This window comes from Pedobacter jeongneungensis (genome assembly GCF_000633455.1).
Lineage (GTDB): Bacteria > Bacteroidota > Bacteroidia > Sphingobacteriales > Sphingobacteriaceae > Pedobacter > Pedobacter jeongneungensis_A.
This window is the reverse complement of the sequence record NZ_AYMG01000037.1, coordinates 20,302-33,725: the sequence shown is the minus strand read 5'-3', so window position 1 is coordinate 33,725 and position 13,424 is coordinate 20,302. Positions and strand designations below refer to the sequence as shown.

Annotated in this window: 10 protein-coding genes; 4 read left to right on the top strand and 6 right to left on the bottom strand. The window is 40.9% G+C overall.

The window, feature by feature from the left end; translation table 11 throughout:
• Positions 1-69 precede the first annotated feature (69 nt).
• Positions 70-261, bottom strand: a complete 192-nt coding sequence (locus U859_RS0127155; protein WP_025146377.1) for a hypothetical protein — start codon at positions 259-261, stop codon at positions 70-72.
• A 152-nt stretch (positions 262-413) separates the two neighbouring features.
• Between U859_RS0127155 and U859_RS0127145 the strand changes: the two genes are divergently transcribed.
• Entirely contained in the window at positions 414-1,292 is an 879-nt protein-coding gene (locus tag U859_RS0127145; protein ID WP_025146376.1) for an oxidoreductase, read from the top strand.
• A gap of 667 nt (positions 1,293-1,959) precedes the next feature.
• Positions 1,960-2,763, top strand: a complete 804-nt coding sequence (locus U859_RS0127140; protein ID WP_025146375.1) for a helix-turn-helix domain-containing protein — start codon at positions 1,960-1,962, stop codon at positions 2,761-2,763.
• 54 nt (positions 2,764-2,817) lie between these two features.
• Here the strand turns inward: U859_RS0127140 and U859_RS0127135 are convergent, their stop codons facing one another.
• From U859_RS0127135 to U859_RS0127115, 5 genes are all read right to left on the bottom strand, one after another.
• Positions 2,818-4,434 carry a discoidin domain-containing protein gene (locus U859_RS0127135; protein WP_025146374.1) on the bottom strand — a complete coding sequence of 539 codons (1,617 nt, stop codon included), beginning with the start codon at positions 4,432-4,434 and terminating at the stop codon, positions 2,818-2,820.
• 829 nt (positions 4,435-5,263) lie between these two features.
• A complete protein-coding gene (locus U859_RS0127130; protein ID WP_010600649.1) occupies positions 5,264-5,488 on the bottom strand; it encodes a CDGSH iron-sulfur domain-containing protein in 225 nt (74 codons plus the stop codon).
• A 58-nt stretch (positions 5,489-5,546) separates the two neighbouring features.
• Positions 5,547-6,257 (bottom strand): GNAT family N-acetyltransferase, encoded by a 711-nt coding sequence (locus tag U859_RS0127125; protein ID WP_025146373.1) that lies wholly within the window; start codon positions 6,255-6,257, stop codon positions 5,547-5,549.
• 68 nt (positions 6,258-6,325) lie between these two features.
• A complete protein-coding gene (locus U859_RS0127120; protein WP_025146372.1) occupies positions 6,326-7,108 on the bottom strand; it encodes an alpha/beta fold hydrolase in 783 nt (260 codons plus the stop codon).
• Positions 7,109-7,210: 102 nt separating this feature from the next.
• Positions 7,211-8,464: an ROK family protein gene (locus U859_RS0127115; RefSeq protein WP_037505879.1), complete on the bottom strand. Its 1,254-nt coding sequence runs from the start codon at positions 8,462-8,464 to the stop codon at positions 7,211-7,213.
• 194 nt (positions 8,465-8,658) lie between these two features.
• Here U859_RS0127115 and U859_RS0127110 point away from each other — a divergent pair, with 194 nt between their 5' ends.
• On the top strand, positions 8,659-9,945 hold the full coding sequence (locus U859_RS0127110) for a Gfo/Idh/MocA family oxidoreductase (protein WP_025146370.1): 1,287 nt from the start codon (positions 8,659-8,661) through the stop codon (positions 9,943-9,945).
• Between the two features lie 23 nt (positions 9,946-9,968).
• The gene (locus tag U859_RS0127105) at positions 9,969-13,415 is read left to right on the top strand and encodes a family 16 glycoside hydrolase (protein WP_025146369.1); all 3,447 of its coding nucleotides are present in this window, start codon (positions 9,969-9,971) and stop codon (positions 13,413-13,415) included.
• The last annotated feature ends 9 nt before the right edge of the window (positions 13,416-13,424 follow it).

Below are 13,424 nucleotides of genomic sequence, written 5' to 3'. Positions count from 1 at the left end.
AAATATAAGGTTCTTTTTATTTAAGAAACTGTGTTTATAAAAAAAACAGACACAGCATTTACAAATGGACTACTTTTTCCAGCCCTTCTGCATTTTCTTATAAGCCTTTTTACTGATTTTCGATTTCTTTTTCGATCGAGATTTACCCTTTTTCTTTCTGGCATTGATGTTATTCACCAGCGAATTTTTAACGCCTAGTTTGTTTTTCTTGCCCTTCTTTTTGTCCTTTTTCTTTTTGCCTTTTTTATTTGTCTTAGTCATAAAGTATTTAACTGATTACCATGATTTAACATTATATCACCTAAAAAGGTTCCAATAAAAATAAATGAGCTTTTTAACAAAGTAAATTGAGCTTTTTAGCAAAGCTTTCCCTTGCTGTTCAACCTACCTTTGATTTATAAATGATAGAAAAAATGAAAAAAGTTTGGTTTATAACAGGTAGCTCCCGCGGATTGGGACGTAGCCTAACCGCACAGGTATTGGCAAAAGGGGATTTGGTTGCTGCAACGGCAAGAAATACCGAAGCGTTAAAAGATTTGGTAGAAAAATATCGTGATCAGGTTTTGCCGATCACTTTAGATGTTACCGATAACGATCAGGTTAATTTAGCGGTAGAGGCTGCCATAGCACATTTTGGTAGAATAGATGTATTGGTAAATAACGCCGGTTTTGGGATTATTGGCGCGGCAGAAGCTTTTACCGAAGAGCAGGTACGTAGTCAACTGGAAACCAATTTATATGCACCAATCGAAATTACCCGTGCTGTATTGCCATTTATGCGCAAACAACGCTCGGGCAGGATTTTGCAGATCAGTTCGGTAGGTGGCCGTGTGGGCAATGCAGGTTTAAGCATGTATCAGGCTGCAAAATTTGGTTTGGGTGGCTTTACCGAAGCTTTGGCAAAAGAGGTGGTAGATTTAGGTATTTATGTTACCAGTGTAGAGCCAGGTGGTTTCCGTACGGATTGGGCAGGCGATTCAATGACTTATGCACCTGCCGTGGAAGGTTATGAAAACTCGGTCGAAAAACGTTCTGATTTCTTTAAAAGTGGCAATTTTGTGCCAATGGGCGATCCGGAAAAGGCTGCAAAAGTCATGATTGATCTGGTAGAAAGCCCTGAGCCACCCGTACATTTGGTATTGGGTAGCGAGGCCATTGGCTTACTGAAACAGGCCGATGCTGCAAGAACTGCCGAAATGGAAAAATGGATGGAAGTGAGTTTATCAACAGATCATGATGAAGCAGAGAATTTTTTAGCCACTGATCTGGGAAAATCTTTTATAAAGAAGTAAGTTTCAGCCACGGAGGCCCAGATTTGCATGAGGATTTATAGAATAATTCTTTCGCTCCTTTTGTCATCCTGAACGGAGTCGAAGGATCTTTGCTACAGTTAAGATTGCGACTATTATTTCGCCACGGAGACACAGATTTGCACGGATTATTTATAGGCTAGTTCTTTCACTCGTTTTGTCATCCTGAGCGAAGTCGAAGGATCCTTGCTCCAGTTAAGATCAGACAATTATGTCGCCACGGAGACACAGATTTGCACGGAGGATTTATAGAATAATTCTTTCACTCGTTTTGTCATCCTGAGCGAAGTCGAAGGATCTTTGCTACAGTTAAGATTGTGACTATTATGTCGCCAGGGAGGCACAGATTTGCACCGAGATAAATTTCTCTGTGTTTCCCGTGCATCCGTGGCAATTATAAATAATATTAACCACAGATAAAAAGGATGAACACAGATGACGTATTGCATGACTAAGATCTGTGTTTATCTGTGTGCACCTGTGGTAAAAAATAGTAAGCCAGGCAAGTGGGGTAACACATAGTAATATTAAGATCTGTGTTTCCCGCGCATCCGAGGGGATTATAAATAGCGCTAGTAGAAACTAATCTGTGTCCATCCGTGGTTAAAAAGTACATCAAATCTCCTTAAAAACCTTAAATTTGATCAACATGCCAAATCAAGTAAAACGTCCAGATATCATGTTTTCCTGTTATGCCCAAAAAAGCAGTGAGGGCGAACAGTTTATCCCCAGCCATTCGTTAGGATTGGTGATTGCGGGTACTTCGGAGATATTTATAGGCGGAGAGAAATTTACGTTTTCTGATGGTGATTTCAGGTTTTTCAGGCGTAACCAATTGGCCCGTTATACCAAATATCCACCGGCAGGTGGGGAGTTTAAATCCATTAGTATCACCATTGATCAGGAGATTCTGCATAGTATCAGCAGCGAATATAACCTGCAAATGGAAAAGCCCAACCACGACCTTAAAGGTTTGGCACTCGAAAATAATAGTTTATTAAAAAACTACATCGATTCAATATGGCCTTATCTCGACGGAAATAATGCATCCAACCAGGCTTTGGTTGATTTAAAAATTAAAGAGGCTGTAATGATCCTGTTGCAGACCAACCCTATACTAAAAGATGTGCTTTTTGATTTCTCGGAACCCGGGAAAATTGATTTGGAAGCCTACATGAATGCCAATTACAAATTCAACGTAGATATTAACCGCTTTGCTTATTTAACGGGGAGAAGTTTAGCTACGTTTAAAAGAGATTTTGAGAAAATTTTTAACCTTTCACCTAACCGCTGGTTACAGAAAAAACGGTTAAACGATGCTTATTACCTGATTACAGAAAAAGGCTGGAAATCGTCGGATGTATATCTCGAAGTGGGTTTTAAAGATCTTTCGCATTTTTCTTTCGCCTTTAAAAAAGCCTTTGGAATGGCGCCTTCGCGGGTGGGCATTTAAAAAAGAATCCCGGTTAACCGGGATTCTTTTAGATCTAAAATCCAATTGAATTTTTTAATATAATCCCAGCTCAGCAAGCGCTGCAAACTGCAGTCCATCGTAAGCTGAATTGGCAATGATTTTAAAATATCTTAACGATTTTGGCGTACCAAAGCTAAAATATTGCGCGCCATTCGTATTTGCGGCTACATAATTGTTTACCGAAGTGAAATTAGTGCCATCGGTACTGGTGAGTACCTGGAAGTTTTTAACTGCCCTTGATAAGCCACTTCGCTGGGTTAAACTTAATCCATTTGCCGTTTTAAGTGATCCGAGATCCACCACAATGGTATGCGGATAGCTTGTTGCAGAACTGCTCCACCTAGAATGCCAGTAGGTTGCAGAGCTGCCATCAATTAATTTACTCGCCCTCCCGTTTACAGTGCCTTCGCCACTGGTTTCTTCAGAGCTGAACGAGGCTATAGACCAGCCTGTTTTGCTTAATTCGTTCTGGGTGCTAAAAGTTAAAACAGGTATTCCGCTGGCGAAAGTATAGTTATACACGGTTTCGGTTACCGTTCCATTTTCGTGCACCAGTTTTACCTTTAATTCATAAGGGATGCCGTCAGATTTGTATTGCAGGTCAGAAATAGGCATTTCGACATAAAAACTATCCAAACCTATTGATTTAGATTCCCAGGTAGTGGCATTATAATCGTGATTTACGCCGGTACCTTCATTATTTACATTCGGATCGTTATAGTATACAATGCTGTTTACCTTTACACTGGCAGAATATTTTCCTGAAACAACAATGGCACCTTTGGTTGTTGAATAACTCGCATGTATTTTATCAACAGATGCAGTAACGGCACCATAATAGGTTTTATTATCGTTATTAAAAATCTGGTTCACATTTAAAATTGCGGCATCGGTAGCGGTTAAAAAGGTTGGCGATTTACCAAGCGTTCCGTTACCTGCCCACATTAAAGCCATACCGAGTGTTGAATTTTCTGATACTTTTTGGCAATTGTGTGGTAAGTTTAAACCATGCCCCAGTTCGTGCATCATGCCACCAAACCACACACTAAAACGGTTACCCTCTGTATCACTTTTTCCCAGGTTTTTAATGTCCATGCCTTCATAATCGAGTGCGTAACACCATCTGCCTGTTCCGTAAAACGGACCACCGCTAGGCGTACCATCAGGTTGGAAACTGTATCGTGGAATGATAACTAAAGTATGTTCGCTGGTTTTTTCAGTTGGGTGGGCAGCAAAATAAGCGTTGATCTCGCTCGCTACTGCACCGCTTCCGCCTGAGTAAGGATAACTGCTTTTTGGCAGGCTACCCCTGATCAGGATAATCTTCACTAAACCATTACTGGTATCGGGCAATAAGCCAAAGGTTTTGGCACCGTAGCCATTCCGCTGCATTTCACCTTTGTACCAATTTTGGCCCCAAATCATTAAATCACCAAGTCTTTTTCTGAAACCTGCCAGTGTATCCAGGTCGTTAGGCACAAAATAGATCAGGTTAAGATTGTGTGTTTGTGTAATCAGATTCGGGTTTACCAATGAGGATTTGTTCTTTAACGTCGGCGAAATTTCCTGATTTTCTGCGATCTGGTTTTTCCGACAGGCCGTGCTAAGCGCTGCAAGCAATATGCAGGCGTAAAAGGCAATTTTTTTCATAGTTTTTTAGAGGTTTAGGTTGTTTAATATTGGTTAGGTATAAATGGGATTTTAGATTTCAGACTAGGTAGAAGAATAACTATTGGAAAGGAATAAATACTGAAACGGAGAACGCCAATGCTTTTTTAGTAAAATTGAAACCATAAGTGATTGTGTTAGATTTGTTTATTGTTAAATCAAGATAAACACAATTGGTAACTGGCAGCGAAAGAAACTCAACGCAAACGTTTGATGAATTATTTGAAAATTAGATTTTTAAAGTGTGAAAAACAGCTTATTTAGTATAAAAAGTTGCTTTTTAAGGCAGTTTTTTCGCTAAAGTTTGGTCATTGCCCTGAAAAAGAGAGGAAGTTTGGCTGTATGGTTAAAAAGACAAACGTTTGTTCAGTTTTTTCTATAAATGAAGTTTACTGGAGGCATAGTGGATTACAGACCACCATGTAAGCATAAGATAAATGTTCTTTTTTTTGGAAAGCAGAATCACTGCTCATCGATTACATCAGTCCTGCTTTCCTTACAGCTTCAATGGCATTGCTCATTCAAAGAAACTGCGCCAGCTTTCATCCATCCGATAGCTATCGGATCAGGTTTATTTGAGCAAGGCCGGCGCAAAAAACAGACCTTTCGGACCTAAGCCCGATTGTACGGATGCCGTTTTATCGGGATATTTTCTTTTTCTAAGTTTTAAAAACGGCAGGAGGGAAAGCGGGGCTGCAGCCCGCCACAGGGAACGGGACTTCTCACTTCCAAAAAAAGGAAAGTGTTTTTAGGAAAGCAGAATCACTGCTTATCAGTTACATCGATCCTGCTTTCCGTATGGCTTTAGATTTTAAACTTTTTTAGGAGGAAGATCGAATGCAATGGCCTCATGCTCGAAATGGCCATTGTGTGCGCCATCGCAAAAAGGTTTGTTTTTAGATAAACCGCAACGGCAGATCGAAAGTACTTCTCTGCCCTGTAAGCCATAAACGTTTCCGTTTCTATCTACAATTTCGAAATCGCCCTCAATTTTAACAGAGCCGTTATTGTTAATGGTAAGTTTTGTTTTAGACATGTTTTGTTATTTGTTCAGCAAAACTAAGCCATAAAAACCGCAATTTTTTTGCTGATTTCTATTTAGAAACATTCTCCCTTGAATGTAAAGCCTCTTTTTTGATCACGTAGGCAATCATATCCGTCCTGATTTCGAAACCCAGTTTCTGATAGAGTTTGATCGCGCCTTCATTATCGTTGCGTACATGCAGAAAAGGGATTTCGTCGCGGAGTAATATGCGCTTAATCTGTTCCTGCAGGATCTTAAAGGAATAGCCTTTCCCCAAATGATCGGGATGGGTACAAACCGCGCTTACCTCGCGATAAGGGCTGGGGAAAAAACGGTGACCAGCCATAGATGCCAGTTTCCCGTTAACAAATATGCCAGTATAATTGCTCAATTCGATGGTTTTAGCAAGAAAAGGCCCTGGTTTGGTTAACTCCACAAGATCAATCATCTCGGTAACGTGTTCAAGATCAAGGTCTGTGAGTTCGGCTCCATCTGTGTCAGAAATTTTTGTGCCCCGAAAAATAAACTGAAACATATCAATATGCGTCAATAATTTCCACTGTTCAGGAATTTCGACCGGTGTTTTTGCGAAAAAAACAAAAAGGCTTTCAGGAGGACTGATCTGATAAAGTGTATCTAAATTCTCCTGCGAATTATCTTTTAATCCGGCAAACGCCGTAATATCTTCGATATAATATTTTACCGTTTCAACACCTTTTGCGAGGTGAGCATGGCCGGATGATAAGGCATAAAAAATGGGATTATCCAATACGTGTTCCATGCAGCAAAGATATTAAAAGCTAAATCAGGCGGGAGTAAATTTTAACCGAATAGATTATCCCTGTGGTATTATTGATTCAAAAAAGTCTCTACCAGATGCGCCGTAATCCCGATCGTTTTATCGCTTACATCCGGGTTCAGGTTTTCGCCAATCATGGCACCATGCAAGCCAGGCAAAATAACCAACTGTGCATTTGCAATCAATTTCGACATTTTTACCACATGTTCAGTCCTGATTACATCACGGTCTGCTACCATTAATAAGGCCTGAGATTTGATTCCCCTAATATCGTCATCACTAAGGTCAACGAAATCGAGCATGCGCTGTTTGTCTTTCTCAAACATGGTTTGCAATGCCTTTTGATCTGGATTTACAGCTAGGAAAGCTGTTTTCAGTGGTTCGGGCATGTGGTCGATAGTAGCATTTCCAAAGCCATTATAAAAACCTTCAATTAAACCTTCCCGTTGGTAATTAGCCGAAATCACGATGATTTTATTTACTACATCGGGATAATGGGCAGCAATATGCAGCGTAGTTGTTCCTCCATTACTAAAACCCAAAAAATTAGCCTTTGCTATTTTGAGTTGATTTAATAAAGTGGTTACATCTTTTGCATCCTGGGCAAAAGATTCTGGCTGTTCGCGGTCGCTGGTTCGTCCATGGGCCTGAAGTTCAACTGCTATTACCTTACCACATTTGGCCAAATAAGGAATAAACCTGCCGAATGTTGATTGAATGGTAGAGCCGCCGCCATGGATTAGCACCAGGGGGACTTCTCCTTCGCCATAAACCTCATAATACATGTTAATGCCATTTACCTGCTCGTGCCAGGCTTTTTGATAAGTTTCCATTGGTTTTGATTTTAAATGTCGCTAAACAAAGCTAAGCAGGAAGGCTGAAAATAAGGGCCTTATAACAGACAATATTAGGGTGGTTTGAGCCATTTTTAAACTTTATTTCTTTAGCTTTTTGGTTTTCCGGGTATAAGCTTCCAGAAATTGATCAATACCGGACGCCGTATAGCCCAATAACCTCGAGTTTTCGCCTAGCTCAGAAGAAGCGATGGTTGTTTTTTCCCTGATCTGTGTCATACAGTACATATTAATAGCCTGCTGCATGGGTAAAGTAATGTACTGCTTTGCTTCGGCAATTTTACCGCTTAAAACAATCAGTTCAGGATTAAACAGTTGAATTAGCATTGATATCCCTTTGCCCATATAGGTACCCACATTCGATAATAACTGGATGGCATACTGATCGCCTTTATTGGCCGCCTTAATAATTACAGCGGGTTCAATCCTTTCCAGCTCTTCTTTAGTAAGCTGGTTAAGCATAGAATTTTTTCCTGATAAAATACCTTCTTTAGCCATTTCTGATAAGGCATTTCCCGAAGCAACGGTTTCTAAACAGCCATGTTTGCCACAATAGCACAATACACCATTTTCAACAAAAGGGATGTGGCCGAGTTCCCCTGAAAAGCCACAGTTGCCTCGCCTCAGTTTACCATCCATGATAATGCCCAAACCAACGCCCCAATCCATTAATAGTACGAGTACATTTTTCTTACCTTTGGCCATTCCGTGTGTAAATTCGGCCATTGATGAGCCATTTACATCGTTCTGGATTACCACAGGTAAATTTAATATCTTTTCAAAAGCAGCTGTTAAAGAAATATTTTCTCCATCATTTAAAAAATAACTGTAGTTCTCCCCTTTTTCGGCATCAATTAAGCCTGGCATGCCTACGCTGCAGCCAATTAAATGCGCTTTATTAATCGCTGAAGATTTTAAGAAATCCTGTAATTGTGTATCTAAAATGTGAAAAAAATCGGTCCGGCTCTTAGAAATGGGAAGCAGAAAGGTTTTAACCTCCGATACCAGATTATAATTATTGTCGATAATGGCAATTTTGGTATGGAATAATTCAATATCGATACATAAAATCAAGATTTTTCTATCCTTTAAGCGATAAAGGTCGGGTTTTCTTCCGCCTATTGATATGCCATAACCTTTTTTCTCTACCCAGCCCTCATTTATCAAAATATTTAAAAGTTTTAACAGGCTCGGCGTACTCATTTCCATAATTGAGCATAAGCTCGAAACCGAAGAAGCACCTAAATTAAAAAGATATTTAATCAGCTTGTTTTTATAAATTGATTGCTTATCGTTGGGTGCCGAGATTAAGTTATTTAATAGGGTAAGATTCATTTGGTTAAACATACTGTTTTGATAAATATAGATAACTTCTATTAAAAATTTATTAAAGTTTTTTTAATGCGTAAAGAAATCATTGATGTTTTGTCGTTATAATAATTTCTTATTAATATTAAACTACCAATATGCTTTGAACCAAGCGGATTAACCACCCATATAAGCTTATTTTTTACAACACCCTAACCAAAATGAAAACCAAAGAAGAACCACAAAAACAGCCCAACTCCAGGCGCGCTTTTATCAAAAAAACTGCAATAGGCCTCGCCACATTTACCATTATTCCACGTTATGTAATGGGTGGGCAAGGCTATCTAGCTCCAAGCGATAAACTGACCAAAGCCGTAATAGGTGTAGGCGGCATGGGAAGAGGACATTTCGAATATGAAGGCACACAGGTAGTGGCCATTTGCGATGTTGATCAGAACCACCTTAAACAGGCAGCAGCCATGCTGGATAAAGGGGTAAAAACATTTAGTGATTATAGAGAGCTGATCCAGTTACCGGAAGTGGATATTGTACATATTGCCACCCCGCCACACTGGCATGGTATTATGGCGGTAGATGCTGCAAATGCAGGCAAAGATATTTGGTGCGAAAAACCGATGACCCATACCATTGGTGAAGGAAAAAGGGTGGTAGAAGCTGTAAAACAACACGGCAGGATGTTCAGGTTAAATACCTGGTTCAGGTTTAAAGATACTTTTTATGGGATGGGCACGACCGTAAAACCAATTAAAAAACTGGTTGATAGCGGTATGCTGGGCTGGCCTTTAAAAGTAACCGTAAGTAAACACACGGGTTACGACTGGAAATTTTACTGGGTGGGTAAAGACCATTTAGAGCCTCAGCCTGTGCCACCAGAATTGGATTATAATGCATGGTTAGGTCCTGCACCTTATAAGCCATATAATGCTCACCGTGTGCACCAAACTTTCAGGGGGTATTGGGATTATGATGGTGGCGGATTAAGCGATATGGGCCAGCATTACATCGACCCTATACAATACTTCTTAGGTAAAGATGATACCAACCCGATTTCGGTTGAAGTGGATGCGCCACAGCAACACACCGATGCCGTTGGCATTTGGCGCCGGATTACCTATACCTATGCCGATGGCTGCCAGATTATATTGGATGGCGAGGGTAAAGATGCCAATGTACCTTATATAGAAGGACCAAAGGGTAAGTTGTATCCGGGCTTTAAATCAGATATTCCCGATCTGGAGCGCAAACTGGCACAATTTCCTGATCCGGATCCTGAAATTGTAGAATTTTCGGAATCGGTAAGGACAAGAAAGAAATTTGCCTTGAATGAAGAGAACGGGCACCGTTCATGCAATATTGTAAATATCGGTTTGGCTGCGCTGCGATTGGGTAGATCGTTAAAATTCGATCCTGTTAAGCAAGAGTTTATTGATGATGAGGCCGCAAACAGATTAATTAATCCTGTAATGCGAGCACCATTTTCCATTTAAAACCTCCCTTCATACCAATCATCATGAATAAAAAAATAATATTGGCGCTGTTGGCCATTGTAATGCTTTCGAATGCATTATTCACCCCAGCTGTTTTTGCCCAGGATAAAAAAGACGAAAGGACTACAACCACACGTATTGCCGATCTACTGGCACAGCTGCCTGCCAGGGATGCCGCTCAGCTAACGCGCAACATGAAAGAAGTTGTTGATTTAGGTGAAGATGGATATGTAGCCTTAATCAGCGGTTTAACTTCCTCGGGAAAAGGTAATAATGCTTTAATAGAATATGCTGTTGGCGGTTTTACGGCCTTTGCAACTAAAAAAGATCAACAAGCGGCAAGAGATATGGCCGTTAAAGCTTATTGTAAAGCTTTACCAAAATTAACCGATAAACAAAATAAAGCTTTTATCATCAGTCAGTTCGATCTGGTGGGGAATGATGCTGCCGTAAGCTGTTTAGAAAGTTACCTTACCGATGAGCAGTTGGCCGATGAGGCATCCAGGGCTTTATCTAAAATTGGCACGGCCTCAGCTACTACAGCATTAATTAACGGCCTAAGTAAAGCGAGCGGCAAAGCAAAAATCGCCATTGTAGAGGCTTTAGGACATAGTAATACCAAAGCAGCCGCTACTACCATTGCACCTTTGGCTGCGGGTACCGACAAAGAATTAACTAAAGTGAGTTTATATGCGCTTGCCAACATCGGCGATGCTTCATCTAAAGAAATTTTGATAAAAGCCGCTGAACATGCAGGTTATAAATACGACCAAACCAACGCCGTAGCCGCATTATTGGTTTATGCGCAAAAAAATGCAGCGAATAACAAAGCTTCGGTTGAAAGTATAGCCAAAACAATTTTAGAAAAAGCAACAGCTGCTGATCAGGTAAATGAGCGTATTGCAGCCTTAAAATTACTTGCTGATACACAAACTGATCAACAGGTTCTGTTATCGGCCATGGCCGATCAGCAGTTTGAGTACCGTGCAGCTGCGGTAAAATTTGCCGCTACTGGTGTAAATGATGGCAATGGTGCCGCCTGGATGAGTCAATTGAAAAAGGTTGATGCACCAACACAGGTGGCTATTTTGGATATGCTGGCCGGTAGTAAAGCAAAATCTACACTGCCTGATGTATTGAACCTGATCAAAAGTGAAAATCAACAGGTAAAATTGGCGGCCATTAATACAGCTGTAAAACTTGGTCAGGAAGCGGTGTTAGATGACCTGTTAAAATTAATGGGTAAAGGTAATGCTGCAGATATTTCTGCTATTTCGAATGGGATTTTGAGGATTAAAGGAGAAACCGTAGCTACAAAAGTGGCTGCTTATATTCCAAAAGCTAAACCAGAAGTGCAGGTAGCCTTGATCAATATCTTAGCCGCCCGTGCAGCAACAAATCAAACTGCTGTTATTTATGCTTCGTTAAACAGTAAAAATCCTGAAGTAAGGAAAGCGGCATTTCTTTCTTTAAAAAATGTTTCTACATCAGAAAACAAGGCGCAATTGTTCGATCTTTTAAATAAAACAACTGATCAGGCCGAACTGGTTGCTGTTCAGGATGCCATCATTGCTTCGGTAAAAGGAAGTGCGGATGCCGCTGCACAAACGGATGCCATCTTGCAGCAAATGGGCAATACAGCAGCCGATAAGAAATTATTGTTTTATAAAGTGTTGGCTAGTTTGGGCGGGCAGAAATCATTAAAAGCGGTTTCCGAAGCGTATGCCTCAGGTGATGATGCGACAAAGAAAGCGGCAATAGAAGCACTTTCATCATGGTCGGATGCAGGCTCAGCCGATGCATTAATCAGCATTGCACGTACCACAACCAATGCAGATTTTTTAAACCAGTCCATTACAGGTTACCTTAGTCTGGTAAGAAAAAACAGCTATCCTGCAGAGCAGCGATTATTGTTATTACGTGCTGCAATGGCCGTGGCTAAAACTCCGGCGCAGCAGCAGCAGATTCTTAAAGATACCGAACAGGCCAAATGTTTTAACGCAATTGTATTTGCAGGTCAGTATTTAGACAATGCGGCTTTACAGCAGGCTGCGGCAAATGCGGTAATGAATATTACCATGGCTGGCACCTACAATGGCGATATTGTAAAAGGCCTGCTGAACAAAACCATTGCTGTAATTACTGGTGGCGATGCAGGTTATCAAAAAGAAGGCATGCGCAAATACATTTCAGAAATGAAGCCAGGCGAAGGTTTTGTAAAAGTGTTTAACGATAAAGATTTATCGGGCTGGAAAGGCCTTGTTGCCGATCCCATCAAAAGATCAAAAATGGATGCCAAAACCCTGGCTGATGCACAAGCGAAAGCCGATGCCGAAGCACAGGAAAGCTGGAAAGTGGTAAATGGAGAATTGCAGTTCCAAAGTCACGGCAATAACCTGGCTACGGTTAAAAAATATGGCGATTTTGAGATGCTGGTAGATTGGAAAATTATCGACGACAAAAAAGGCGAGGGAGATGCCGGTATTTACCTGCGTGGTACACCACAGGTGCAGATCTGGGATCTTGCCCGTACAAAAGTGGGTGCCCAGGTTGGTTCTGGTGGTTTATACAATAACCAAAGCAACGAAAGCAAACCCCTTAAAGTAGCTGATAATAAATTGGATGAATGGAATACATTCAGGATTTTAATGAAAGGCGACCGTGTTACGGTTTATCTGAACGGACAATTGGTTACTGATAACGTGATTTTAGAAAATTACTGGGACAGAAGCCTGCCGATTTTTGCCGAAGAGCAGATCGAATTACAGGCACACGGATCGCCGGTGGCCTACCGCGATATTTACATCAAAGAAATTCCGCGTCCAAAACCTTTCGAACTCAGCGCTCAGGAGAAAAAAGAAGGTTATAAAATCCTGTTCGATGGGACCAACATGCATAGCTGGACTGGTAATACTACTGACTATGTGATTGAAGATGGTAACATCGCCATCCGTCCAAAACCGGGCAAAGGATCGGGCGGTAATTTATTCACCAAAGAAGAATTTAGCGATTTTGTTTACCGTTTCGAGTTTCAGTTAACGCCGGGTGCAAACAACGGTTTGGGTATAAGGGCACCACTAGAAGGTGATGCAGCCTATGTAGGCATGGAATTACAGATTCTGGATAATGATGCGCCCATTTATAAAGACCTTAAAGTGTACCAGTATCATGGCTCAGTTTACGGAACCATTCCGGCCAAAAGAGGCTTTTTGAAACCTACCGGAGAGTGGAATTACGAAGAAGTGATTGCCAAAGGATCGAAGATCAAAGTCATCCTAAACGGAACCGTAATTTTAGACGGTGATATCGAACCTTTTAAAAAAGGTGGTACCCCTGATCACCAGAAACACCCAGGTTTGTCGCGGGAGAGCGGTCATATCGGTTTCCTTGGTCATGGCTCGCCGGTTCAGTTCCGAAACATCAGGATCAAAGACCTCAGCAAAAAAGAAACAGCTACTAAAAAGAAATAAATTAAATTA

Excerpts from the sequence above, each read along its gene's own strand:
- U859_RS0127155 (WP_025146377.1), bottom strand. The coding sequence starts at position 261 with ATGACTAAGACAAATAAAAAAGGCAAAAAGAAAAAGGACAAAAAGAAG.
- U859_RS0127145 (WP_025146376.1), top strand. The coding sequence starts at position 414 with ATGAAAAAAGTTTGGTTTATAACAGGTAGCTCCCGCGGATTGGGACGT.
- U859_RS0127140 (WP_025146375.1), top strand. The coding sequence starts at position 1,960 with ATGCCAAATCAAGTAAAACGTCCAGATATCATGTTTTCCTGTTATGCC.
- U859_RS0127135 (WP_025146374.1), bottom strand. The coding sequence starts at position 4,434 with ATGAAAAAAATTGCCTTTTACGCCTGCATATTGCTTGCAGCGCTTAGC.
- U859_RS0127130 (WP_010600649.1), bottom strand. The coding sequence starts at position 5,488 with ATGTCTAAAACAAAACTTACCATTAACAATAACGGCTCTGTTAAAATT.
- U859_RS0127125 (WP_025146373.1), bottom strand. The coding sequence starts at position 6,257 with ATGGAACACGTATTGGATAATCCCATTTTTTATGCCTTATCATCCGGC.
- U859_RS0127120 (WP_025146372.1), bottom strand. The coding sequence starts at position 7,108 with ATGGAAACTTATCAAAAAGCCTGGCACGAGCAGGTAAATGGCATTAAC.
- U859_RS0127115 (WP_037505879.1), bottom strand. The coding sequence starts at position 8,464 with ATGAATCTTACCCTATTAAATAACTTAATCTCGGCACCCAACGATAAG.
- U859_RS0127110 (WP_025146370.1), top strand. The coding sequence starts at position 8,659 with ATGAAAACCAAAGAAGAACCACAAAAACAGCCCAACTCCAGGCGCGCT.
- U859_RS0127105 (WP_025146369.1), top strand. The coding sequence starts at position 9,969 with ATGAATAAAAAAATAATATTGGCGCTGTTGGCCATTGTAATGCTTTCG.